This window comes from Agromyces flavus, from assembly GCF_900104685.1.
In the GTDB taxonomy this organism is placed as follows: Bacteria; Actinomycetota; Actinomycetes; order Actinomycetales; family Microbacteriaceae; genus Agromyces; species Agromyces flavus.
The window spans coordinates 2,908,358-2,931,595 of record NZ_LT629755.1 but is presented as its reverse complement, the minus strand read 5'-3'; the positions used below and the strand labels follow the sequence as shown (position 1 = coordinate 2,931,595).

The window sequence follows — 23,238 nt, the reverse complement described above, 5'->3', positions numbered from 1 at the left end:
CGGTTCGAAGCGACCCGCCACGTAGGCTGTGGGGATGAGCGCTGCGACGACGCCCTCCGGTATCATCCTCGACGAACTCGACCCCGACGTGCGCCCGCAGGACGACCTGTTCCGGCACGTCAACGGCAAGTGGATCGCGCGCACCGAGATCCCCGCCGACAAGGCGCGGTACGGCAGCTTCATCGTGCTCTACGAGGAGGCCGAGAAGGCCGTCCGCGAGATCATCCAGGAGGCCCAGGGCGCCGAGCCCGGCACCGAGGCACGCAAGGTCGGCGACCTCTACGCGTCGTTCATGAACGAGGAGCGCGCCGAGCTCCTGGGGGCCACGCCGATCGCCGCGCAGCTCGTCGAGGCGTCGCTGCCGGGCAGCGTCGAGCAGCTCCTCGAGACCGCCGGTCGGCTCGAGCGCCAGGGCGTGTCGGGCTTCGCGCAGCTCTTCGTCGACAACGATCCCGGCGATCCCGAGCGCTACCTGGTGTTCGTCGAGCAGGGCGGCATCGGGCTGCCCGACGAGAGCTACTACCGCGAGGAGCGGTTCGGGCCCATCCGCGAGAAGTACCTCGCGCACCTCGAGCGCATGTTCGGCCTCGCGAAGCTCGCCGATCCGGCCGGCCGCGCGCGTCGCGTCTTCGACCTCGAGACCGAGATCGCGGCCTCCCATTGGACCAACGTCGACTCGCGCGACAGCCAGAAGACGTACAACCTGATGCCGTGGGCGGATGTCGCGGCCGCGGCATCCGTCGACCTCGACGTGTGGCGCGATGCCATGGGCGTGCCCGCGCGCGCGTTCGACGAACTCGTCGTGCGCCAGCCGAGCTTCGTCGAGGGAGTCGGGCGGCTGCTGACCGACGATCGGCTCCCGGCCTGGCGCGACTGGCTCGCCTGGCAGGTCGTGCGCAGTTCCGCGGCCTACCTCTCGTCCGACTTCGTCGAGGCGAACTTCGACTTCTACGGCCGCACGCTCACGGGCACGCCAGAGCTGCGCGAACGATGGAAGCGCGGCGTCTCGTTCGTCGAGGCCTCGGTGGGCGAGGCGGTCGGCCGCATCTACGTCGAGCGGCACTTCCCGCCGGCCGCGAAGGAGGCGATGGACGAGCTCGTCGAGAACCTCGTGGAGGCGTATCGGCAGTCCATCTCCGAGCTCGACTGGATGGGCGAGGAGACCCGCGCGAAGGCGCTCGACAAGCTCGAGAAGTTCACGCCGAAGATCGGCTACCCGGTGAAGTGGCGCGACTACTCGACCATGGCGGTCTCGGCCGACGACCTCGTCGCCAACGTCCGCGCCGCGGCGGAGTTCGAGTTCCACCGCCAGCTCGGCAAGATCGGGCAGCCCATCGATCGCGACGAGTGGTTCATGACGCCGCAGACCATCAACGCGTACTACAACCCGGGCTTCAACGAGATCGTGTTCCCGGCGGCCATCCTGCAGTTCCCGTTCTTCGACGCCGAGCGCGACGCCGCATCGAACTACGGCGCGATCGGCGCGGTGATCGGGCACGAGATCGGGCACGGCTTCGATGACCAGGGCTCGCGCTTCGACGGCGACGGGCGCCTCATCGATTGGTGGACCGAGGCCGACCGCGCCGCGTTCGAGGAGCGCACCAAGGCCCTGATCGACCAGTACGACGTCCTCGTGCCCGAGCAGCTCGAGGCGTCTTCCGACGGCGAGCACCACGTGAACGGCGCCCTCACGATCGGGGAGAACATCGGGGACCTCGGCGGCCTCGCGATCGCGTGGAAGGCGTACCAGCTCTCGCTCGGCGGGACGACGCCGCCCGTGATCGACGGCCTCTCGGGCGCCCAGCGGTTCTTCCTCTCGTGGGCGCAGGCGTGGCAGCTCAAGGGCCGCGACGAGGAGGTCATCCGCCTCCTCGCGATCGATCCGCACTCGCCGAACGAATTCCGGTGCAACCAGATCGTCCGCAACATCGACGAGTTCTACACTGGCTTCGAGGTCACTTCCGATGACGCGCTCTGGCTCGATCCGGCCGAGCGCGTGCGCATCTGGTAGCGCCCCGCCGAAACCGCCGTCCATCCGTCGCACGCACCGCTTGGCCGCGGTGGGGGAGCGCGCGACCCGAACGAAAGCCGCCTGTACCGCCGTGGTGACCTCGTCGCAGGATTCCGAGCGCCGTGCTCGACACGCCAGCATCAACCGAGGACGCCGCCGCGCCGACGAACCGAACGAGGACTTCTCGCGCGGGTTCGACACGCTGGGCGAGCTCGCGCTCGCGGGCGTGCAGGTGTCGGCGCGCGCGACCGACCTCGCGACCGGCCGCGTGCTGTTCTCGGTCGACGACCACGTGGTCATGCCGACCGCGTCCATCGGCAAGGTGCTGCTGCTCGTCGAGGTCGCCTCTCGCCTGGGGCATGCGAGCCCCGAGGCGTTCACCGTGCTCGACCGGGCGCCGCGAGACGCCGTGGGCGACTCGGGCATCTGGCAGCACCTGCAGACGCCGTCCCTGCCGATGGCCGACCTCGCTGCGATGGTCGGCGCCACGAGCGACAACCTCGCGACGAACGTGCTCATCCGGCACATCGGCCTCGAGGCGGTGCGCGCGCGTACCGAGGCGCTCGGCCTGACGCGCACCGCCCTGCTCGACCTCGTGCGCGACCATCGGGGGCCCGACGACGCGCCGCAGCTCTCGATCGGCTCGGCGAAGGAGCTCACCTGGCTGTTCGCCTCGCTCGCGCGCGGCGAGATCGTCAGCTCAGAGGTCTCCCAGCGGGTGGTCGGATGGCTCTCGCTGAACTCCGACCTCTCGATGGTCGCGGCCGCCTTCGGGCTCGATCCGCTCGCGCACCGGATGCCCGACCACAACCTGCTGCTGATGAACAAGACCGGCACCGACGGCGGCGTGCGCAGTGAGGTCGGCGTGCTGCGCGGCCCCCGTGCGAGCGTCGCCTACGCGGTCTCGATGTACTTCGCCGACACCAAGCTCGCCTCACGGCTCGCGGTGCTCGACGGCATGCGACAGGTCGGGGCCGACCTGCTCGAATACGTGCACTGAGCGAACCGCACCGATCGCTGCCTCGAACTGGGGGTTGCCCCGCTCCCCACGGAAGGCGCATACCTGAGAAAGGCTCCTCTTTTCGCGGGTCGAGGTCCGCCGCACCCGCGCCCGAGCAGGTGGTGACGATGCCCGAGTCCGTGTCCCCGCAGCGGCTGCCCCTCAGCCGTCGCACGTTCATCAAGGCGGCCGGCGCGGCCGGCGCCGGGTTCATCCTGTATGCGATGGGACCGGGCGGCCGCGCCACGGCGCTCGCGCAGGTCGCCCACGCCTCGCTCGATCCGGCCTCGATCACCAAGTTCGCGACCCCGCTGCTGATCCCGCCGGTCATGCCCCGCGCCGGCAGGATCACCACGCGCGGCGGCAAGAACATCGACTACTACGAGATCTCGATGCGCCAGCTCTCGCAGCAGGTCCTCCCGGCGGGGATGCCGGCGACCACGGTCTGGGGCTACGGCGCCGTCACGGCCGCGAGCAAGAAGGGCCTGCTGCTGCACCACGCGCCATCCCTCACGATCGAGGCGCAGTGGAACCGGCCCGTGCGCGTCAAGTGGATCAACGAGCTCGTCGACGGTACGGGCGGGTACCTTTCCCACCTGCTGCCGGTCGACCCGACGCTGCACTGGGCGAACCCCCCGGGCGGCGAGGAGCACCGCGACCATCGGCCGCACTTCGACGAGACGCCGGGGCCGTACACCGGTCCCGTCCCGATCGTGACCCACGTGCACGGCTCGGTCGGCGTGGGCGACGAGAGCGACGGCTACGCCGAAGCCTGGTACCTCCCGGCAGCGATCGACATCCCGGCCGGGTACGCGACCGAGGGCACGTGGTACGACTTCTTCGCGACGAAGGCCGGCGACGCGTACGGCGTCGAATGGGGTCCGGGCTTCGCGACGTTCCAGTACCCGAGCACGCAGCGCGCCTCGACGATCTGGTACCACGACCACACGCTCGGGATGACCCGACTGAACGTGTACGCCGGACCAGCCGGGTTCTTCCTCATCCGCGGCGGCCCCGAGGGCGACGACGCCCTGCTCGACGCGAGGACCGGCGCGCGCGCCATCCTGCCCGGGCCGGCTCCGAAGGAGGGCGACAAGTTCCCGCCGAACAAGACGTACTACGAGATCCCGATCGCGGTGCAGGACCGCTCGTTCAATCCGGACGGGTCGCTGTTCTACCCCGACTCGCGCGAGTTCTTCGACGGCATCGCCGGCGAGTACATTCCCGAGGGCGAGTTCTCGCCGATCTGGAACCCGGAGTTCTTCGGCGAGACGCTCATCGCCAACGGCAACACCTGGCCGTTCCAGGTCGTCGAGCAGCGCCGGTACCGGTTCCGGTTCCTCAACGGCTGCCAGTCGCGCTTCCTCATCCTGGACTTCGGTGACATCCCCGGCGTGCGCGCATGGCAGATCGGCAATGAGGGCGGGTTCCTGGCCGCGCCGGTCGACCTCGCGGAGCACGCGAATCGGCTGCTCCTGGGTCCGGCCGAGCGCGCCGACCTCGTGGTCGACTTCGCCGCCGTTCCCCTCGGGGACCACGTGCTCGGCAACGTCGGGCCCGACGAGCCGTTCGGCGGAGGCGAGCCCGGCGTCGACTTCCCGCTCGCGAACCCGCAGACGACCGGTCAGGTGCTCGCGTTCCGCGTGGTTCCGGCGGTGGGACCCGATCCGACCACGCCGCCCGAGCACCTGGTGCTGCCGCCGCTCACGCCGTTGCCGGCGGAGTCGTTCGTGCGCCCGCTCGCGCTCATCGAGCAGATGGGGGAGGGCGTGGATGCCGCGGGGGAGCCGCTCGAGGGGCCGACCGAGGCGCAGCTCGGTACGGTCGACGATGATGGTGTCCCGACCGAGTACGACTGGGACGACGAGATCACCGAGAATCCGGACGTCGGCAGCACCGAGGTGTGGGAGTTCTTCAACACCACGGGCGACGCCCACCCGATGCACGTGCACGAGGTCGCGTTCGAGGTCGTGAGCCGCGAGGGACTCGTGATGGAGGGGGAGGGCGAGGAGCGCGAGGTGGTCGTGCCCCTCCGGCTCGACGGGAACGTCACGCCGCCCGAGCCGTGGGAGACCGGCGTCAAGGACACCGTGATCGCCTATCCCGGCCAGGTCACGCGTCTCCGTGCCACCTTCGACCGTGCCGGCCAGTACGTGTGGCACTGCCACATCGTCGAGCACGAGGACAACGAGATGATGCGCCCCTACCGGATCGGCCCGGTGCAACCGGGCCAGCCCGGCGAGGAGGACGACTAGGCGACGGGCGGATGCCGCGATTCTCACGCCACGCGGCATCCGCCCGGCGGTGATCGTGGGCTCGGATCGAACGGTCGCAGATGCACGGTGCGGCGCGCCATCCGCGCCGTCTCGACGCCGCAGGCCGCTGCGCTCAGGGGGTGCGCGCCGGGTCCAGCAGCCGCTCGACGCCCTCGAGCACCGCGCGATGCGTCTCGGGTGCGCCGAGGATCCGGAAGTGCCCCGGCACCGGCACGCGGATGTTCGTCGCCCCGTCGAGCACGCTGCCGTCGGGGATGTGCGGGTCGAAGCGCCCGAACACCGACACGATCCTCGAGTTGACGGATGACGCGCGCCCGAGCATCACGATCGTCTCGTCGCTCGGCAGCAGCGCCCGCACGCTCGGGTCGATGAGGAGCCGGGCCAGCCGCGACCCCGCGAACGGCGTGGTGATGGCGACCAGGCCCAGCAGCCCGCGGGCGGGGGCGGGCACGGCATCCGCCTCGGACACCAGCAGCTGCTTCGCGATCAGGCCGCCCTTGCTGTGCGCGACGATCACCCGGCCCGCGGCCGGCACGGGCACCTTGGCGAGTGCGCGGCCGAGCCGGTTCGCGGTGTCGGCGATGCCACGGCGGTTCGTGCCCATGCCGTGCACGACGCGCACGCGGTATCCCGCCCGGTTCACGGCGTCACCGAGCGGCCGCATGAACGACCAGTGCTCGTAGATGCCGGGGAGCATCACGACCTCGGGCAGGCTCGCGTCGCCCGTGCGCCAGCGCCCCGGAGGGATCCAGCCCTCGAACACGATCGCGACCTGCCGCCATCCGGCGTACACGTAGTCGCCCGCCCACCACCAGGCGCGTTCGATCCGCGACGGCTCCTCGGGCGTCGACACGCGCTCGACCTCCCGGCCGACCGACTCGCCGCGCGCGTGGGCCTCGATGAGCTCGGCGACGCGCTCGCCGGCCGTGACCATCGTCTCGTGTCCGCGGTCGGGCACCTCGACGTAGCGGCCGTCGGGCAGGATGTTCGCGACCTCCTCGGCCCACGCACGGGGCGCGAGGCGGTCGTGCTCGCCGCGGATGACGAGCGTCGGCGCCGCGACATCCGGCAGCACCAGCTCGATGCGATGCGCCAGCATCTGGTGCAGCTTCTTGAAGTACCAGCGCGGGCCGGCCTGCAGGTACATGCGGATGCCGAGGACCACGACCTTCGGGCGGATCAGCGAGGGGTCCTCGGCGAGGCGGATGGCCTGGACCACCGCGGAACGCTCGCGCGGGTTGACCGTCGGCGCGACGAGCACGAGCGACGCGATCAGGTCGGGGCGCTGAGCCGCGGTCTCCGCGACGATCTGCGTGCCCATCGAGTGGCCGACCAGCACGACCGGCCCCGGCAGCGCCTCCGCATCGATCAGTTCGGCGAGGTAGGCGCCGGCCTCCGACATGGTCTGCGGATGGCTCGGCTCGGGCGCCTCGCCGAAGCCCGGCAGGTCGAGCGCGAGCACCCTGCCCTCGCGAGCGAGCGCGTCGGCCAGGTCGGAGAAGTAGCGGTGGCCCATGCCGATGCCGTGCACGAGCACGAACGTCGGGGCGTCGGCGCGCTCGCTGCCGGCCTCGGTGATCACCGTCACCGCGTCGCCGCGGCGGAACTCGCGGATGCCGTCCACCCGGTCCCCTTCCCCCCGCGCGCATTCAGGAGAACGGAGGCTGCTCAGGAGCGGATCCGTCCTCGCGTCCTGAGCAGCGCGTGAACTCCTGAGACCGAGTCTGCCGGATGCCGCTGGGCCGGCGCTGCTCGTCGTCGGGGGGTTGCGAGGTCGGCCGTGCCGGTGCGACGGCGGACCCGCCCTCACTACGCTGGCTCGCAGTGCGATCGCGAAGGGGCGAGCCGATGACCGATGCCAACCGCGCCGTGGCGCGTGCCGCGCAATCCGACATCTACCGAGCGGGCCTTTCGGGCACGCGACCCGCGGTGCCGGTCGACCCGGCCGCGCTCGAGCGGGCGGCGCGCAAGGCCCTCCCCGCCGAGGCCTTCGCGTACCTCGCCGGCGGCGCCGGATCGGAGTCGACCATCGCCGCCAACCGCGCCGCCTTCGCGCGCTGGGCGATCTGGCCGCGCGTGCTGCGCGACGTCGCCGAGCGCGACCTCTCGATCGAGCTGCTCGGCCGCCGCCGGCCGACGCCGTTCGTGCTGTCGCCGATCGGCGTGATCGAGCTGGCCCATCGCGAGGCGGATGTCGCGGTCGGTCGGGCCGCGGCGGCGCTGGGCGTGCCGTACGTGCTCTCCAACCAGGCGTCGCGCCCGATGGAGGAGGTCGCCGAGGCGATGGGCGACGGTGCGCGCTGGTTCCAGCTGTACTGGAGCGGCTCCGACGAGCTCAACGCCTCGTTCGTCCGGCGGGCCGAGGCATCCGGCTGCGAGGCGATCGTCGTCACGCTCGACACGCACCTCCTCGGATGGCGCGTGCGCGACCTCGATCTGGGCTTCCTGCCGTTCCTGCGGGGGCAGGGCATGGCGCAGTACACGTCCGACCCCGTGTTCGCCGGTCTCGTGCGGGAGCGGGTGGCGCGCGGCTCGGACCGCGGAGTGCGCCCGCGGGTGACGCCGACCCTGCTCAGGTCGGCGTTCGCGATCGCCCGGTCCGGCGCCCGTACTCCGCTCGTGGAGGGCGGCGTGCGAGCCGCGCTGCGTTCGCCCATCCCGCTCGCGGCGATCGAGACGTTCCTCGAGTACTTCGCGAATCCGGCGCTCGAGTGGCCCGATCTCGCCCGCCTGCGCGAATGGACGAGCCTCCCCATCCTGCTCAAGGGCGTCCTGCACCCGGATGACGCATCCCGCGCGCTCGACCACGGGGCCGACGGCCTCGTCGTCTCCAACCACGGCGGGCGCCAGGTGGACGGCGCGGTCGCCGCGCTCGACGCGCTGCCCGGCGTGGTGGATCGGGTCGGCGGGCGCGTGCCCGTCATCCTCGACAGCGGCGTGCGCGGCGGCGCCGACGCCGTGAAGGCGCTCGCGCTGGGCGCGACCGCGGTCGGCCTGGGGCGGTCCTACGCCTACGGACTCGCGATCGCGGGCGAGGCGGGCGTGCGCGAGGTCGTACGCAACCACCTCGCGGAGCTCGACCTCACCGTCGGGCTGGCGGGGCACCGTTCCCTCGCGGAGCTCGGCCCGGACACGCTCCGCGCCGCGTAGCCGTACGGCGGGCGGGCCTCAGTCGATGAGGTCGGATGCCGCGAGCCGGCGCAGCACCTCGACGCCCGCCGGCGGGCAGCGGTACGCGTCGGCCGTGCCGACCCAGTGCACCGCGCCGACCTCGCCCGAGGGCGACGGCGCGGCATCCGTCTCGGCCAGGAAGACGTGCATGAGCACGTGCTGCCCCTCGGCCTGGCCGTGCGCGAGCTCCCGGACCGTGAACGCCTCGGCGAGGACGGCGGGATCGAGCGCGATGCCGACCTCCTCGCACGCCTCGCGCGCCGCCGCCTGGGCCGGCGTCTCGCCCGGGTCGATCTTGCCGCCCGGCATGTAGTGCACGTCGCGGCCACGTGCCGTGACCATGAGGACCCGTCGATCGCGCACGAGCGCGATGGCGGCGACATGCAGGTCGGGCGGGTGCGGCATCCGCCCAGCCTACGGACGCGGGTGCGAGGTCACGGGTGCTGCTCGCTCGTGAAGACGTCGTTGAGCGTCACGGTCGTGAGCCCGCGCTCGTCGAGGATCGACTCGAGCCGGGGGAACACGTACGTCACGGGGTCGTGGTTGAGGTGGCCGATGATGATGCGGCCCGCGGCGAACCACTCGACCGCGAGGTCGATGATCGCCTGCTGGCCGAGCTCGCCGGAATCGCCGAGCGAGCCGTACCAGAGCGTGGGCACCGTGTAGCCGATCGCCGCCGCCGCGGCGTCGACGCGCGCGTCGTGGAGGCCGTAGGGCGGGCGGAAGTACGGGCGGGCGTCGACGCCGTACACGGAGGCGAGGTAGTCGTGGTTGCGCTGCAACTCGGCCTGTATGCCCGCGTCGTCGAGCGTCGTGAGGTCGGGATGCGACCAGGTGTGGTTGGCGAGCTGGATCTGGCCGCTCTCGACGAGTGGACGGATCGCGTCGGCGTTCTCGTCCCACGAGGCGTAGGTGCCGTTCACGAAGTAGGTGAGGCGGATGCCGCTGCGCGCCGCGAACGCGGTGTAGGCGGCGACCACGGCCGAGTCGGTGCCGTCGTCGACGGTCCAGGCCATCACCTCGCCCGCCTCGGGCGGCAGCGCCGTGAGCGCGCCGGGCGGCACGGGGACGCGGTCGAGGTTCGGCCCTGCAGCGAGCACCGGCTCGGGCGCCGGACCGGATCCGGTGGCCTGCTGGTCGGCCGCGCACTTGACGAGCACGGCGGCGGCGCCGAGGCCCAGGCCGGTGAGCAGCGCACGACGCGTCAGGCTGCCCATGGTGCTCCCCACCGGCGCCGGCGTTCGGACGCCACGCGGCCGTTGTACACCCGACGGGGTGCCGTCGCCGGTCGCGGCGCCCGTGCGGCGCGGATCCCGCGACATCCGCCGCCTCGCGCATTTCGTAGGATGGACGGGACTTCGGGCATCTCCGCCCCGACCCCCACGCACACCAGGACCATTGGAGCCACCGTGGCCGCACCCAGCCGTCTCGACGCCGTCATCACCCTCGCCCAGCACCGGGGCTTCGTCTTCCAGGCGGGTGAGATCTACGGCGGATCCCGGTCGGCCTGGGACTACGGCCCCCTGGGCGTCGAGCTCAAGGAGAACATCAAGCGCCAGTGGTGGCGCACCGTCGTGCAGGGTCGCGACGATGTCGTCGGCCTCGACTCGAGCGTCATCCTGCCCACGCAGGTGTGGGAGGCCTCGGGCCACGTCGAGGTGTTCACCGATCCGCTCATCGAGTGCCTGCACTGCCACAAGCGCTTCCGCGAGGACCACCTCGTCGAGGCGTACGAGGAGAAGAAGGGCCGTGCACCCGAGAACGGGCTCGGCGACATCGTGTGCCCGAACTGCGGCACGCGCGGCCAGTGGACCGAGCCGCGGGCGTTCTCGGGCCTGCTCAAGACCTTCCTCGGCGTCGTGGACGACGACTCGGGCCTGCACTACCTGCGCCCCGAGACCGCGCAGGGCATCTTCGTGAACTTCGCCAACGTGCTGCAGGCGGCGCGCATGAAGCCGCCGTTCGGCATCGGCCAGATCGGCAAGTCGTTCCGCAACGAGATCACGCCCGGCAACTTCATCTTCCGCACGCGAGAGTTCGAGCAGATGGAGATGGAGTACTTCGTCGAGCCCGGCACCGACGAGCAGTGGCACCAGTACTGGATCGACGCGCGCCTGCAGTGGTACATCGACCTCGGCATCGACCCCGAGAACCTGCGCCTGTTCGAGCACCCGAAGGACAAGCTCAGCCACTACTCCAAGCGCACGGTCGACATCGAGTACCGCTTCGGCTTCACCGGCGGCGAGTGGGGCGAGCTCGAGGGCGTCGCCAACCGCACCGACTTCGACCTGTCGACGCACGCGAAGCACTCCGGCAAGGACCTCTCGTTCTTCGACCAGTCGAAGAACGAGCGCTGGACGCCGTACGTGATCGAGCCGGCGGCCGGCCTCACGCGCTCGCTCATGGCCTTCCTCGTCGACGCCTACCACGTCGAGGAGGTGCCCAACGCGAAGGGCGGCACCGACTCGCGCACCGTGCTGAAGCTCGACCCGCGCCTCGCCCCCGTGAAGGCGGCGGTGCTCCCGCTCTCGCGCAACGAGCGCCTCTCGCCCCTCGCACGCGAGGTCGCCGCCAACCTGCGCAAGCTCTGGAACGTCGAGTTCGATGACGCCGGCGCGATCGGCCGCCGCTACCGCCGCCAGGACGAGATCGGCACGCCGTTCTGCGTCACGGTCGACTTCGACTCGCTCGACGACGACGCCGTGACGGTGCGCGACCGCGACACCATGGGGCAGGAGCGCGTTCCGCTCGGGGAGCTGCAGTCGTACCTCGCCGCGCGCCTCGTCGGCGCCTGAGCGCCGCGGAGCCGCCGCCCGGCTCCCTCCGGCACGACCTCGTTTCAGGAACCCGGAGGCTGCTCAGGACGCGATCCGCTGAATCGTCCTGACGAGCCTCCGACGTCCTGAATCGGGCGGCGGGATGGCGCCGACGCCGATGACCGCGATGGCCGGCGCGTGGGGCGCTCTGGGACTGACGGCACCGCGCGCGCGTCAGCCGCGAAGTCGCCGCCACTCGCGGCGGAGCATCGCGTACGCGGCGGTGTCCTGCCATCCGTCGTCGTCGTACTCCTCCTCGAGGAGCGTCGCCTCGAGCCGCATGCCGAGGCGTTCGCAGAGGCGGGCGGATGGTGCGTTCCGCGCGTCGAGGTGGGCGTAGACGCGGTGCGCGGCGAACCGCCCGAAGGCGACGTCGAGGAGTGCCTCGGCGCCCTCGCGGGCGAGCCCGCGGCCCTGGAAGTCGGGGTGGACCACCCACCCCACCTCGAGCTGCGCGTGCTGCAGGCTGCCGAGGCGGATCATGAGGTCGCCGACCACGCGATCGGGTAGCGCGTGCCCCGTCGCCACCTCGCGCAGCGACGGCTCGCCCGTCAGCACCATCGCGAGGAACACCGCGTCGCCATCGGCCTGCAGTCGCCGCATCTCGGCCCGCAGCCTGGTGTGCTCGGCCGCCTCGTCGCGGTTCCGCTGCGGCCATGGGATGTAGCGGAGCACGTCGGGCAGCCGCTGGTACTCCCAGACGTCGTCGGCGTCGGATGCCGCGAGCGGGCGCAGCACCATCCGCTCGGTTCGCAGGGGGCGATGGTCGAATACCGCCATGTCGAACGGGAGGCGCAGCGCGGGCGGGCCGGCGTCGGCGGCTTCGTCGGGGAGGGCGTGCATCGTCACGCAGCGTACCGCGCGCCCGGGATCAGAGGACGTCGCGTTCGGCGTCGTCGGCGGATGACGCGGCCGACCCGGCCTCGGCCTCGGGCCGGATGCCGAAGATCGCCTCGAGGCCCTCGAGCCACGCCTGCTGCTCGCCGGCGCGCGCGTACTCGCGCGAACGGACCATCGGCGTGTGCAGCAGCACGCCGGCCATGTGCCGGAGCGCGGCCTCGGTGCGGCCGTCGTCGTCGCCGCGCGAACGGGCGCGCGCGATCTCGCCGTCGAGCACGTCGAACACGTGCCGGCGCAGCGCCACGACCGCGGGTGCGAGGTCGAGCTCGTCGCCGACGCGGCCGAAGTTCCGCGCGGCGCGGTCGACGAGCTCGCGCGCGGCGTCGGTGGCGCCGAACTCCTCGAGCGGCGCGTGGATCTTGATCGTCTCGAGGTCGAGCAACTCGACGCCGGCGACCTCGACGACGTCGGGCGCGACGTTGCGCGGCAGGCCGAGGTCGATCACGAGCTGGCGGGGGGCATCGGATGTCGCGGCATCGGCCGGCGTCGCGGCATCGGCCTGCCCCGCGGCATCCGTCGACCCGCGACCCGGAAGGAGCGCGACGGGCAACGTGCCCTCGGAGACCGCGAGCTCGGCGCGGCCGAGTTCGAGCAGCTCGCGGTCGACGACGTGGTGCTCGACCATCGTGCAGGTCACGATGAGGTCGGCGCCGGCGGCGGCCATCGCGTAGTCGCCCGATGCGACCGCCTCGATGTCGTGGCTCGCGGCGAACCTGGGGCCGCGACCCGTGGGGGAGTACACGGCGACGTCGTTCACGCCGCGATCACGCAGTGCGGCGAGCGACGCGCCGGCGTAGCGGCCGGTGCCGACGAGCAGCACGCGCACGGCCGACCAGTCGGTGATGCGGCTCTCGGCGAGGTCGAGGGCGAGGCGCACGAGCGAGCGGCCCTCGGCGCCGATGCCGGTGCGGTTCTTCACGCGGCGGGAAGTCTGGGAGGCGCGCTGGAACAGCCGCTCGAGCTCGGGCGTCGTGGTGCCCTCGTGCCGCGCGCGCTCGAGGGAGCGACGCACCTGCCCCGCGATCTCGCCCTCGCCGACGACGACCGACTCGAGGCCGGACGCGACCGAGAACAGGTGGCCGGCGACGGCGTTGCCGTGCACGAAGCCGAAGGTGCTGCGGAGCTCGTCGGCCTCGAGCCCGGCGACCTCGCCGACCGCGCGGACCGCGTCGTGCACCGCGTCGACGGGCGAGTCGCCCTCGGGCGTGTCGAGGTCGAGGTACGCCTCGAACCGGTTGCACGTCGCCACCACCACGGCGCCCTGGACGGCGGGGTGACCGTCGAGGAGGCGCGGCGCGGCGTGCTCGGAGGACGCCGAGAGGCGTTCGAGCATGTCGAAGCCGGCGTTCTTGTGGCTCGCGGTGAGACAGATGAGCACCCGACGATTCTACCGGTGGTCGAAAGGTGCTCCGACCGGCCGCGTCACCGTCGGTCGACGCGGTTCGCCGTCGGTCAGGCGGCCGCGCCGGCCGGTCCCTGGCGGATGATGGGGATCGCGCCGGTCAACGGTGGCAGCTCGAGGCCTTCGGCCGCGAGGGCGGCGCGGTGGCGGGCCTTCCAGGCGCGCACGGTCGCGAAGAACGGCGCGTCGGTCAGCGCGTACCGGCCGAGGCGCGGGTCGCTGAGCATGACGGGCAGCTCGATCGAGGTGCCTCCCCGGCGGATGCGCACGACCGCCACGGGCACGCTGGCGCTGCCGACGACCGTGTGGTCGGAGCGGATGTTGCGGATCTCGCGCCACGGGAACGCCGCCACGCGCTTCGGCCTGCGGCCGCCGCCCCAGAACGAGATGCCGGCGTCGTCGGCGACGATCGAGAAGCGCGCCGGCAGGGCGACACCGCGGCTGCCGGGCCGGCTCAGCTCGTCGAGCCGGGCGATGAGGTCTCGATTGCGGATGCCGCAGCTCACGGCGCCCGCGTGCACCGAGCCCAGCGCTCGGCGACGTGCGTCGGCGCGCACGGCGGCGGCGGCGCGACGCAGCATCGCGACGGCGATGACCGCCGCCGCGACGGCGGCGACGCCGAGCACGACGGGCGTGGGATGCACGTCGGGCAGGCCGGTGATGGTCCGCTCGACCTCGCGCTGGCCGAGCACGAGCCCGGTCACGAGGAGGACGGCGGCAGCGGCCACCAGGGTGATGAGCGCGGTGCGGTACCGCGATGCGATGCTCGGCACGATGGGTTCTCCGTGGGTTGCGGAGGCGGGTCGGCGCGTGGTCGGCGGCGACGCGTCGTCGTGGGTCGGGAGCGCACGACGGGTCCGACCCTAGCGCTGTGAGAGCGCTCCCGCCATACCCCAGTTCCCCGCATGGCCGATCCCGCCGCCAGCCGGCGCCCAGCCCCGATGGGGGAGGATGAGACGCGTGATCCTCTCCCCGCAGCATCCGCTCGCCGCCGGCCTCACCCACGACTCACGCCTCGTCCGGGCGTACCGCGGCCTCCGCAGCGACACGCTCGCCGTGTGGTTCATGCGGCAGGCCGGCCGATCGCTGCCCGAGTACCGCGAGCTGCGCGTCGGCACGCGCATGCTCGACGCGTGCCTCGATCCGGCGATGGCGGCCGAGATCACGCTGCAGCCCGTGCGACGCCACGGGGTCGACGCGGCCATCTTCTTCAGCGATATCGTCGTGCCGCTCAAGCTCGTCGGCGTCGACGTCGAGATCCAGCCCGGACGCGGCCCGGTCTTCGGCCGCGCCTTCGCCGACGCGGCGGCGGTCGCCGAGCTCACGGCGATCGATCCCGCGCGTCTCGACGAGACCGGCGGATCGATCACCGAGGCCGTGCAGCGCACGGTCGCCGAGCTCGCCACGCTGACCGCGCCGGGCGCGCCGACCTCCACGCCGCTCATCGGCTTCGCTGGCGCGCCGTTCACGCTCGCGGCGTACCTCACCGAGGGCGGCCCCTCGAAGGACCACCTCGCCGCGCGTACGCTCATGCACGCCGACCCCGGAGCGTGGCGCGCCCTCATGGAGTGGACGGCCGAGCTCACCGGGCGGTTCCTGCGCACGCAGGTGCTCGCGGGCGCCTCCGCCGCGCAGCTGTTCGACTCGTGGGCGGGGGCGCTGTCGCTCGCCGACTACGAGGCGCACGTCGCCCCGGCGTCGGCGGCCGCACTCGCGCACGTGCACGACCTCACCTACGAGGCGACGGATGCTTCGGGCACGGCCGGTGCGCTCGCGGTCCCCGTCGTGCACTTCGGCGTCGGCACGGGCGAGCTGCTCGGCGCGATGAAGCGCGTCGGCGTCGACGTCGTCGGCGTCGACTACCGCGTGCCGCTCGATGTCGCCGCGGGTCGCATCGGCACCGGCGTGCCGCTGCAGGGCAACCTCGACCCCGCGCTGCTCGCGGCGCCGTGGCCCGTGCTCGAGTCCGCCGTGCGCGACGTCATCGCGCGCGGCCGCGTCGCTCCGGCGCACGTGTTCAACCTCGGACACGGCGTGCCGCCCGAGACCGACCCCGAGGTGCTCACGCGCGTGGTCGAGCTGGTGCACGAGGCCGGTCGATGAGCACCGCCGAGCCCGCTCCATCCGCCGACCCGGTCGCGACGCCGGGCGAGGAGCGTCGCTCTGCCGACGTCGTGGTGATCGGCGGCGGTGTGGCGGGCCTCGTGGCCGGACTCGAATGCGCCCGCCTCGGACTCGGCGTGGTGGTGCTCGAGCACGCCGAACGGCCCGGTGGATGCGTCGGCCGCATCGACTTGGACGGCCTGGCGCTCGACAGCGGCGCCGAGTCCTTCGCGACGCGCAACGGCTCGGTCGCCGAGCTGCTCGGCCGTCTCGGCCTCGAGGACCGGATCGTGCCGCCGAACCGCGGCGGCGCCTGGCTCGTGTGGGGCGACCGCGGCGAACGCCGTGCCGCACCGCTGCCGCGCACCGGCGTGCTGGGCATCCCAGCCAACCCGCTCGGCGACGACGTTCGGGCGATCATCGGATGGCGCGGGGCCTGGCGCGCATGGCGGGACCGCATCACGCCCATCCTGAAGATCGGGCGCGCCGAACGCCTGGGCCCGCTCGTGCGCCAGCGCATGGGCGCGGCGGTGCTCGACCGCCTCGTCACGCCGATCTCGGCGGGCGTGTACTCGACCGACCCCGACGACCTCGACGTCGACGTGGTCGCCCCCGGCCTCAACGAGGCGATGACGCGGGCCGGTTCCCTCTCGGGCGGGGTCGGGCAGCTCGTCGAGGCGCGCCGCGCGGGCAGCGCGGTGCTCGGCCTCCGCGGCGGCATGCACACGCTCGTCGATGCCCTCGTCGCCGAGCTCGAGCGGTTCGGCGCCGACGTCCGGACGGGCGTGCGAGTGACCGGACTCGAGGCGCTGCCGGCGCGGCCGTCCGACGCCGGCGCGGTCGCGTCGTCCTGGCGCGCGATCGGCGAATCGAGCGTGGAGACGACAGACGTTGCGGGTGCCGCGTCGGCCGCACCCGCGACGAGTGTCGTCACCGAGACCGCCGCGCGGAAGGACTCCGCGCTCGACGCCGGACGCGTCGTCGTCGATGCGCGCTTCGCGATCGTCGCCACGCCGGCGCACGTCTCGCGCGGACTGCTCGCCGGGGTCGCACCCGACGGCGCGCTCGAGCAGGCCTGGCCCGACGCGGCATCCGTCGAGCTCGTCACGCTCGTGCTCGACGCGCCCGAGCTCGACGCCGCGCCGCGCGGCACGGGCGTGCTCGTCGCCGCCGATGCGCCGGATGTGACCGCCAAGGCGCTCACGCACTCGACGGCGAAGTGGTCGTGGCTCGCCGAGGCGGCCGGCGGCCGACAGGTCGTCCGCCTCTCGTACGGGCGCGCGAGTGCGACCAATCCGCTCACCGGACTCGCGGACGACGCGGTGACCGAACTCGCGGTCCGCGACGCGTCGGCGCTCCTCGGCGTCGCACTCGACCGCTCGCAGGTGCGCGCGGCGGGTCGCAGTGCGTGGCGCGACGCGCTCTCGCAGGCGGCGGTCGGCCAGCCCGCTCGCGTGCGCGCGCTCGAGGCGTCGCTCGAGGACCGGTCGGGCCTCGCACTCACCGGTTCGTGGGTCGCGGGCACCGGGCTCGCGTCGGTCGTGCCGCACGCGATCGAGGCGGCCGGACGCATCCGTCACCTGGCGCTCCGGATCGCCGAGCCGGCCGACGACGCCGGAGATGCATAGCCGCAGCGGAATATTCTCCGCGCGAACCGCCCGCAACCCCCTTGCGCGGCGGTCGTCGGGGTCTACGCTGGAGTGACTGCTGTCCGGAACCGCAGCGGGGATGGGGTGCACATGAAGGGCAAGTTCCTCTTCGTCGTCGGACTCGGCGTGGGCTACGTGCTGGGCACGCGCGCCGGTCGCGAACGTTACGAGCAGATCCGCAGGGCGGCACAGGACGTCTGGAACCAGCCGAAGGTCCAGGAGGGCGTCCAGACCGTGAAGGACTTCGCGATGAGCCGCGCCGGCGACGTCGGCGAGAACGTCCTCGACGGCGCCAAGAAGCTCGTGGCCCAGATGTCGGGCTCGCAGAACTCGTCGACCGCCCGGTCGTCCGCGGCCCGGTCGGCGTCATCGACGCCGTCGAAGCCGACCACCACGGCCTCGTCGTCGCCCTCGTCTGCGAAGTCGACCGCGTCGAGCGCGAAGCCCGCATCGAAGCCGAAGTCCGGCTCCGGCTCGTCGACGAGCTCGGGTTCGACCTCGAGCTCGTCCTGACCGACCCTCGGAGGTGGACTCCCGATGGCTGCACCACTGAACGACGAGCGGTCGCTCTTCACGCTCGTCGGCGAACTGCCCGACCAGATCTCGGCGCTCGTCCGCGCTGAGCTCGACCAGGTCAAGGCCGAGCTCAGCTACAAGGCGAAGCACTTCGGGATCGGCGCAGGGCTCGTCGCCGCCGCCGCATTCGTCGGCATCTTCCTGCTCGGAACGCTCATCGCGACCGGCATCCTCGCGCTCTCGCTCGTGATGCCGGGATGGGCCGCGGCGCTCATCGTCTCGGGCGTCCTGCTGCTGATCATCGCGATCCTGGTCGGCATCGCGCTCGCGAACTTCCGCCGCGGAAGCGAGCCGCTCGAGTCGATCGAGAGCGTCCGACAGGACATCGACGCGATCACCGGAAGGGGTGCGTATGGCAGCCGGGACTGAGGTCGTCAAGCTCGACAAGACGCAGCAGCGCAATCTCTCCCGGATTCAGGCGCACGACAACGCCCGGGCCGCGCGGGCCCAGCTCGTCGGCACGCTCAACGCGCTCGAGGACCGCCTGAACGTCCCCAAGCGCGTCGCGCGGGCGACTGGCCGTGCGAGGGTTCGCATCCGGCGCTTCGCCGACGAGCAGCCCGGCGCGGCGATCGCCGTCGCGGCGGGTGTGGTGGTCGCGGTGGGCGTCGGCGTCTGGCTCGTGGTGCGCGCCAACCTCGACCGATGACCGGCCCGTGACGGATGCCGCGCCGAGTGCCGGCGCGGAACGGCACGCCTCGGCGACCACGGCCGTCGAACGCGTCACGGCTGAGGTGCGCGACGAGATCCTGAGCGGCGCACTGGGTCCCGACGCCCCGCTGCGCGAGGAGGCCTGGGCCGCCCGGCTCGGCGTCTCCCGGCACACCGTGCGCGCCGCGTTCCAGCGTCTCGTCGCCGAGCGGCTCGCGACCGCGGAGCCGTACCGCGGAGTCCGCGTGACGAGCTTCGACCGTCGCCAGATCCTCGCCCTGCAGCAGCTGCGCTCGGCGCTCGAGGTCGAGGCGGTGCGCATCGCGCTCGAGCGATCGGGCGGCGTGCTGCCCCGCGATGCGGTGGCGTCCGCGCGTGCGGCGATCGACGCCATGGCGGCGATCGATGCGGGCGACGGCGACGGGGGCGAGGGGGCGGATGGCGCGTGGCTGGAGGTCGAGCGGCGCCACGCCGAGTTCCATGCGGCGCTCGTCGCGGCATCCGGAAGCCCGAGGATCATCGAGGCGCACACCGCGATCGGCAGCGAGCTGCTGCTGTTCCTCCTGCACGCGCGCACGCACTACAGCATCGCGTCGCTCGTCGACGAGCACCTGAGGCTCCTCGACGAGCTCTCGTCACGCGGGCCCGACGCGCTCCGCGAGCACCTCGAGCACTCGACGCGGCTGCTGCTCGGCTGATCCGCCGAGCCACGTGGCATCCGTCGTCGCGCTTTTCGTCTTTTCAGGTTGCGGGGGGAGGATAGTGGCATGTCTTCCCCCGCTGCCGAAGGGGCAGCTGACGCGCTCCAGACCGATTCCACCGCCGAGCAGTCGTACGAGGGCTACACGCTCTTCGCCGTGCTGCGCAAGGACCCGACCCGCCCTGACGATCTCGACGGTCACGACGTCCCGCGCTTCGTCGACGAGCTCGACGGCGTGGTGAACCTCGTCGAGGACGAGGGCGTGACCGTCCGCGGCATCTACGACGTCTCCGGCCTCCGCGCCGACGCCGACGTGATGCTGTGGCTGCACGGCCCGACCGCCGAGGGCCTGCAGTGGGCGCTGCGCGAACTGCGCCGAGCGCGCCTGTTCCGCGCGCTGCTGCCCACGTGGAACGCCATGGGCGTGCACCGCGACGCCGAGTTCAATAAGGCGCACGTGCCGGGCTTCCTGCGCGGCGTCGAGCCGAAGGGGTGGCTCACCGTCTATCCGTTCGTGCGCAGCTACGAGTGGTACCTGCTGCCGCCCGAGGAGCGCGGCCGGATGCTCGCCGAGCACGGGCGCAAGGGCGCCGCGTTCCGGGGCGTCATCGCCAACACGGTCTCGGCCTTCTCGCTGGGCGACTACGAGTGGCTGCTGCCGCTCGAGTCCGACGAGCTCACCGACCTCGTCGACCTCATGCGCGACCTGCGCGCGACCGATGCCCGCCGGCACGTGCGCGACGAGCTGCCGTTCTACACGGGGCGTCGCATCTCGACCGCCGAGCTCGTGGAGGTGCTGCAGTAATGGCGGCGACGAACCTCGGTCGCAAGCCCGCACCGGCCACGGCGGCGTACTGCGCGCCCGGCGCGATCGTGCCCGGCGCGACCGAGCCGGCCCAGTCGGGGCCCGAGCACGTCGAGGCGCCCGTGCGCTACGACGCGATCCTGCTCGCCGGCTTCGGCGGACCCGAGGGCCAGGATGACGTCATCCCGTTCCTCCGCAACGTCACGCGTGGCCGGGGCATCCCCGACGAGCGCCTCGAGGAGGTGGCGGTGCACTATCGCCATTTCGGGGGCGTGAGCCCGATCAACGAGCACAACCGCGAGCTCAAGGCGGCGCTCGAGGCCGAGCTCGCGAGTCGCGGCGTCGACCTGCCGGTGATCTGGGGCAACCGCAACTGGGACCCGTACATGAACGACGCCGTGCGCGAGGCGGGCGAGCGCGGCTTCACGAATCTCATCGCCGTCGCGACGAGCGCGTACAGCTCGTACTCGAGCTGCCGGCAGTATCGCGAGGACTTCGCCGATGCACTCGAGGACACCGGCCTGAGCGGTGTCGTCCGCATCGACAAGGTGCGCCAGTTCTTCGACCACCCCGGGTTCGTCCAGCCGTTCGTCGAGGGCGTGCGCGACGCGCTCGCGTCGCTCGAGGCCGAGCACTCCGGCCTGAGCCGCGCGTCCGAGGTCGAGGTGCTCTTCGCGACGCACTCGATCCCGACGACGGATGCCGCGAAGTCGGGCCCCGCCGAGCGCGGGTTCGGCGAGGGCGGCGCGTACGCCGCGCAGCACCGCGCGGTCGCCGAGGTCGTCATGCGCGAGGCCGGCGCCGCCGACGTGCCCTGGCAGCTCGTCTACCAGTCGCGGTCCGGCCCTCCGACGCAGCCGTGGCTCGAGCCCGACGTGAACGACGCGATCGCCGAACTCCCCGCGGCGGGCCGCAAGGCCGTCGTGATCGTGCCGCTCGGGTTCGTCAGCGACCACATGGAGGTCATGTGGGACCTCGACGAGGAGGCCATGGCGACCGCGGCCGAGCACGGGCTCGCCGCCGTCCGCGTGCCGACGCCGGGCATCCACCCCGCCTACGTCGCAGGCCTCGTCGACCTCGTCATGGAGCGCGTGAACGGCACGCCCGCTGCGGAGCGCCCTCACGTCACCGACCTCGGTCCCTGGTACGACGTGTGCCGTCCCGGCTGCTGCGAGAACGTGCGCCTCGGCTTCAAGCCGGCGCTCGCGGGGATCGCGCCATGAACGCCGCCCCCGGTCGTGACGTGATCCGCGTCGGCACGCGCGGCAGCGCGCTCGCGCTCGCGCAGACGAAGCAGATCGCCGAGCGCCTGGGCAAGGCCGCCGACGTCGAGATCGAGATCGTCACCGTCACCACCCAGGGCGACACGTCCCGCGCGTCGCTGCAGACGATCGGCGGCACCGGCGTGTTCGCCGCCGCGCTGCGCGAGGCGCTCATCGCGGGCGAATGCGACCTCGTCGTGCATTCGCTCAAGGACCTGCCGACGGCCGAGCACCCCGAGCTGCGCCTCGGTGCGGTGCCGAAGCGCGCCGACGCGCGCGACGCGCTCTGCGCGCGCGACGGGCTCACGCTCGCCGAGCTCCCCGAAGGGGCGCGGGTCGGCACCGGGTCGCCGCGGCGGATCGCGCAGCTCGGCATCGCGCGCCCCGACATCACCGCGGTCGACCTCCGCGGCAACATCGACACGCGGCTCGGCTTCGTCGAGCAGGGCGAGCTCGATGCCGTGCTCCTCGCGTCGGCCGGCCTCGGCCGGCTGGGGCGGGCGGATGCCGCGACCGAGCGGTTCCCACTGTCGGAGTGGCCGACCGCGCCCGGGCAGGGCGCGCTCGCGCTCGAGGTCCGTCGCGAGCGCGGGTCGCGCCACCTGGAGCGAGGACTCGAGGCCGTCGAGCACGTCACGACGCGCGCGACCGTGCTCGCCGAGCGCCTCGTGCTCGCCGGACTCGAGGCGGGCTGTGCGGCCCCGGTCGGTGCCACGGCCTTCATCGAGGACGAACTTCTGTTCCTCACGGCGACGGTGTACAGTGCCGACGGGACGCGGTCGTTGACGAGTTCGCATGCCGCCACCCCCGACAGCCGCTCGGCCGCCGACCTGGCGGATGCGGCACGCGACGTCGCAGAACGCGTCGTCGCGGAACTCCTCGGCAACGGCGCCGCCGATCTCGCACCTGCCCTGGAGTCGCCGTGACCGAATTCGAACCGATGACCGGCGCGATCCACCTGCCCGGAGTCAGTGGATCCAAGCCGCTCGCCGGATGGCGCGTGCTCGTGCCCCGCGGAGGACCCTGGGGCGATGCCGTGGCCGCGTCGCTGCGCGCCCGCGGCGCCTCGCCGGTCATCGCGCCGATGATCAACTTCGCGCCCACCGACGACCAGCCAGCGCTCGAGGCGGCATTGTCGAAGCTTGCCGCGGGAGGGTTCGACTGGGTCACGGTCACGAGCGCGACCACGGTCGACGTGCTGTCGTCGTACGGCGCGGTCATCCCGGATTCGACGAAGGTCGCCGCGGTGGGCGAGACCACCGCGGCCGCCCTCGTCGCCGCCGGCTACCGCGCCGACATCGTCCCGTCCGAAGAGAACTCGGCCCGCGGCCTTCTCGAGGAGTGGGAAGCCGCCACCGACGGCGCCAAGCCGTTGCGCGTGCTCGCCCTCCGCTCGGCGATTGCGAAGCAGGTGCTCTCGATCGGTCTCGAGCGCATCGGCCACCACGTCGAGGCGGTCGTCGCATACCGCACCGTCGGCGTGCCGGTCGCGCAGAAGGTCGTCGACGACGTCCGCGCCGGGAAGGTCGATGCGATCCTCGTCACGTCGGGCAGCGTCGCCGAGCAGGTGCACGCGCAGCTCGGCCCCGTCCCCGAGAGGACCCTCGTCGCCGCGATCGGCCCGCAGACCCAGCGGGATGCCGCGAAGATCGGCCTGCGCGTCGATGTGGTCGCGGTCGACCGCACGGCCGAGTCGCTCATCGACGCCGTCGTGCAGGCGGCGACGCAGACCGTCTGAGCCGCATCGCGCCACCCGTCGCACTCGCGCCCGCGCCCATCCGCTCGCCCTCGCGCCATCCGTTCGCCCGCTCCAAGTGAGGTTTCTGCGCTGGAGGGACGTTCCGCGAATGACTCCACGCCAGAAGCTTCACTTCGGTGAAGCCCTTGGCGGCGACCCCACCCACCGACCGCTCAGC

General features: G+C 72.6%; 21 protein-coding genes. 15 read left to right on the top strand and 6 right to left on the bottom strand.

Annotated features, from left to right (window positions below; translation table 11 throughout):
- Positions 1 to 34 precede the first annotated feature (34 nt).
- The 3 genes from BLT99_RS13885 (at position 35) to BLT99_RS13875 (ending at position 5,266) form a co-directional block, all read left to right on the top strand.
- Positions 35 to 2,011, top strand: a complete 1,977-nt coding sequence (locus BLT99_RS13885; protein WP_092673662.1) for a M13 family metallopeptidase — start codon at positions 35 to 37, stop codon at positions 2,009 to 2,011.
- Positions 2,012 to 2,105: 94 nt separating this feature from the next.
- Positions 2,106 to 3,011, top strand: coding sequence for a serine hydrolase (locus BLT99_RS13880; protein WP_229724407.1), 906 nt, complete (start codon positions 2,106 to 2,108; stop codon positions 3,009 to 3,011).
- Between the two features lie 128 nt (positions 3,012 to 3,139).
- Positions 3,140 to 5,266, top strand: coding sequence for a multicopper oxidase family protein (locus tag BLT99_RS13875; protein ID WP_229724406.1), 2,127 nt, complete (start codon positions 3,140 to 3,142; stop codon positions 5,264 to 5,266).
- Between the two features lie 133 nt (positions 5,267 to 5,399).
- Here the strand turns inward: BLT99_RS13875 and BLT99_RS18095 are convergent, their stop codons facing one another.
- A complete protein-coding gene (locus BLT99_RS18095; protein WP_229724405.1) occupies positions 5,400 to 6,911 on the bottom strand; it encodes an alpha/beta hydrolase in 1,512 nt (503 codons plus the stop codon).
- 224 nt (positions 6,912 to 7,135) lie between these two features.
- Between BLT99_RS18095 and BLT99_RS13860 the strand changes: the two genes are divergently transcribed.
- Positions 7,136 to 8,437, top strand: a complete 1,302-nt coding sequence (locus tag BLT99_RS13860; RefSeq protein WP_092673655.1) for a lactate 2-monooxygenase — start codon at positions 7,136 to 7,138, stop codon at positions 8,435 to 8,437.
- An 18-nt stretch (positions 8,438 to 8,455) separates the two neighbouring features.
- Here the strand turns inward: BLT99_RS13860 and BLT99_RS13855 are convergent, their stop codons facing one another.
- Positions 8,456 to 8,863 carry an NUDIX hydrolase gene (locus BLT99_RS13855; RefSeq protein WP_092673652.1) on the bottom strand — a complete coding sequence of 136 codons (408 nt, stop codon included), beginning with the start codon at positions 8,861 to 8,863 and terminating at the stop codon, positions 8,456 to 8,458.
- A 29-nt stretch (positions 8,864 to 8,892) separates the two neighbouring features.
- A complete protein-coding gene (locus BLT99_RS13850) occupies positions 8,893 to 9,675 on the bottom strand; it encodes a polysaccharide deacetylase family protein (protein WP_092673649.1) in 783 nt (260 codons plus the stop codon).
- A 192-nt stretch (positions 9,676 to 9,867) separates the two neighbouring features.
- Between BLT99_RS13850 and BLT99_RS13845 the strand changes: the two genes are divergently transcribed.
- Positions 9,868 to 11,253: a glycine--tRNA ligase gene (locus tag BLT99_RS13845; RefSeq protein ID WP_092673646.1), complete on the top strand. Its 1,386-nt coding sequence runs from the start codon at positions 9,868 to 9,870 to the stop codon at positions 11,251 to 11,253.
- 195 nt (positions 11,254 to 11,448) lie between these two features.
- Here BLT99_RS13845 and BLT99_RS13840 read toward each other — a convergent pair whose 3' ends face one another.
- The 3 genes from BLT99_RS13840 to BLT99_RS13830 form a co-directional block, all read right to left on the bottom strand.
- Positions 11,449 to 12,117: a GNAT family N-acetyltransferase gene (locus BLT99_RS13840; RefSeq protein ID WP_092673643.1), complete on the bottom strand. Its 669-nt coding sequence runs from the start codon at positions 12,115 to 12,117 to the stop codon at positions 11,449 to 11,451.
- A gap of 28 nt (positions 12,118 to 12,145) precedes the next feature.
- Positions 12,146 to 13,552: a glutamyl-tRNA reductase gene (locus BLT99_RS13835; protein WP_229724404.1), complete on the bottom strand. Its 1,407-nt coding sequence runs from the start codon at positions 13,550 to 13,552 to the stop codon at positions 12,146 to 12,148.
- Positions 13,553 to 13,626: 74 nt separating this feature from the next.
- A complete protein-coding gene (locus BLT99_RS13830) occupies positions 13,627 to 14,349 on the bottom strand; it encodes a hypothetical protein (RefSeq protein WP_092673640.1) in 723 nt (240 codons plus the stop codon).
- A 178-nt stretch (positions 14,350 to 14,527) separates the two neighbouring features.
- Between BLT99_RS13830 and hemE the strand changes: the two genes are divergently transcribed.
- From hemE to BLT99_RS13780, 10 genes are all read left to right on the top strand, one after another.
- Complete coding sequence (hemE, locus tag BLT99_RS13825; protein ID WP_092673637.1) at positions 14,528 to 15,679, top strand: uroporphyrinogen decarboxylase; 1,152 nt, start codon at positions 14,528 to 14,530, stop codon at positions 15,677 to 15,679.
- Entirely contained in the window at positions 15,676 to 17,307 is a 1,632-nt protein-coding gene (locus tag BLT99_RS13820; RefSeq protein WP_092673634.1) for a protoporphyrinogen/coproporphyrinogen oxidase, read from the top strand. The genes hemE and BLT99_RS13820 overlap by 4 nt, the downstream gene beginning before the upstream one ends.
- A 111-nt stretch (positions 17,308 to 17,418) precedes the next feature.
- Positions 17,419 to 17,841 carry a YtxH domain-containing protein gene (locus BLT99_RS13815; RefSeq protein ID WP_092673631.1) on the top strand — a complete coding sequence of 141 codons (423 nt, stop codon included), beginning with the start codon at positions 17,419 to 17,421 and terminating at the stop codon, positions 17,839 to 17,841.
- A 24-nt stretch (positions 17,842 to 17,865) separates the two neighbouring features.
- Positions 17,866 to 18,273 (top strand): phage holin family protein, encoded by a 408-nt coding sequence (locus BLT99_RS13810; protein ID WP_092673628.1) that lies wholly within the window; start codon positions 17,866 to 17,868, stop codon positions 18,271 to 18,273.
- The gene (locus BLT99_RS13805) at positions 18,257 to 18,553 is read left to right on the top strand and encodes a hypothetical protein (protein WP_229724402.1); all 297 of its coding nucleotides are present in this window, start codon (positions 18,257 to 18,259) and stop codon (positions 18,551 to 18,553) included. The genes BLT99_RS13810 and BLT99_RS13805 overlap by 17 nt, the downstream gene beginning before the upstream one ends.
- Before the next feature lie 7 nt (positions 18,554 to 18,560).
- Positions 18,561 to 19,253, top strand: a complete 693-nt coding sequence (locus tag BLT99_RS13800; protein WP_133988377.1) for a GntR family transcriptional regulator — start codon at positions 18,561 to 18,563, stop codon at positions 19,251 to 19,253.
- 69 nt (positions 19,254 to 19,322) lie between these two features.
- Positions 19,323 to 20,060 carry a hydrogen peroxide-dependent heme synthase gene (gene hemQ, locus BLT99_RS13795; RefSeq protein ID WP_092673622.1) on the top strand — a complete coding sequence of 246 codons (738 nt, stop codon included), beginning with the start codon at positions 19,323 to 19,325 and terminating at the stop codon, positions 20,058 to 20,060.
- On the top strand, positions 20,060 to 21,283 hold the full coding sequence (locus BLT99_RS13790) for a ferrochelatase (RefSeq protein WP_092673618.1): 1,224 nt from the start codon (positions 20,060 to 20,062) through the stop codon (positions 21,281 to 21,283). The genes hemQ and BLT99_RS13790 overlap by 1 nt, the downstream gene beginning before the upstream one ends.
- Positions 21,280 to 22,248, top strand: a complete 969-nt coding sequence (hemC, locus tag BLT99_RS13785) for a hydroxymethylbilane synthase (RefSeq protein ID WP_092673615.1) — start codon at positions 21,280 to 21,282, stop codon at positions 22,246 to 22,248. Before BLT99_RS13790 ends, hemC begins: the two co-directional genes overlap by 4 nt.
- Positions 22,249 to 22,262: 14 nt before the next feature.
- Positions 22,263 to 23,060 (top strand): uroporphyrinogen-III synthase, encoded by a 798-nt coding sequence (locus tag BLT99_RS13780; RefSeq protein ID WP_092676391.1) that lies wholly within the window; start codon positions 22,263 to 22,265, stop codon positions 23,058 to 23,060.
- Positions 23,061 to 23,238 lie beyond the last annotated feature (178 nt).

Coding starts and splice junctions, on each gene's coding strand:
- BLT99_RS13780 (WP_092676391.1), top strand. CDS start 22,263: ATGACCGGCGCGATCCACCTGCCCGGAGTCAGTGGATCCAAGCCGCTC.
- BLT99_RS13815 (WP_092673631.1), top strand. CDS start 17,419: ATGAAGGGCAAGTTCCTCTTCGTCGTCGGACTCGGCGTGGGCTACGTG.
- hemC (WP_092673615.1), top strand. CDS start 21,280: ATGAACGCCGCCCCCGGTCGTGACGTGATCCGCGTCGGCACGCGCGGC.
- BLT99_RS13840 (WP_092673643.1), bottom strand. CDS start 12,117: ATGCACGCCCTCCCCGACGAAGCCGCCGACGCCGGCCCGCCCGCGCTG.
- BLT99_RS13875 (WP_229724406.1), top strand. CDS start 3,140: ATGCCCGAGTCCGTGTCCCCGCAGCGGCTGCCCCTCAGCCGTCGCACG.
- BLT99_RS13885 (WP_092673662.1), top strand. CDS start 35: ATGAGCGCTGCGACGACGCCCTCCGGTATCATCCTCGACGAACTCGAC.
- BLT99_RS13850 (WP_092673649.1), bottom strand. CDS start 9,675: ATGGGCAGCCTGACGCGTCGTGCGCTGCTCACCGGCCTGGGCCTCGGC.
- hemE (WP_092673637.1), top strand. CDS start 14,528: ATGAGACGCGTGATCCTCTCCCCGCAGCATCCGCTCGCCGCCGGCCTC.
- BLT99_RS13860 (WP_092673655.1), top strand. CDS start 7,136: ATGACCGATGCCAACCGCGCCGTGGCGCGTGCCGCGCAATCCGACATC.
- BLT99_RS13810 (WP_092673628.1), top strand. CDS start 17,866: ATGGCTGCACCACTGAACGACGAGCGGTCGCTCTTCACGCTCGTCGGC.
- BLT99_RS13805 (WP_229724402.1), top strand. CDS start 18,257: ATGGCAGCCGGGACTGAGGTCGTCAAGCTCGACAAGACGCAGCAGCGC.
- BLT99_RS13855 (WP_092673652.1), bottom strand. CDS start 8,863: ATGCCGCACCCGCCCGACCTGCATGTCGCCGCCATCGCGCTCGTGCGC.
- BLT99_RS13790 (WP_092673618.1), top strand. CDS start 20,060: ATGGCGGCGACGAACCTCGGTCGCAAGCCCGCACCGGCCACGGCGGCG.
- BLT99_RS13820 (WP_092673634.1), top strand. CDS start 15,676: ATGAGCACCGCCGAGCCCGCTCCATCCGCCGACCCGGTCGCGACGCCG.
- hemQ (WP_092673622.1), top strand. CDS start 19,323: ATGTCTTCCCCCGCTGCCGAAGGGGCAGCTGACGCGCTCCAGACCGAT.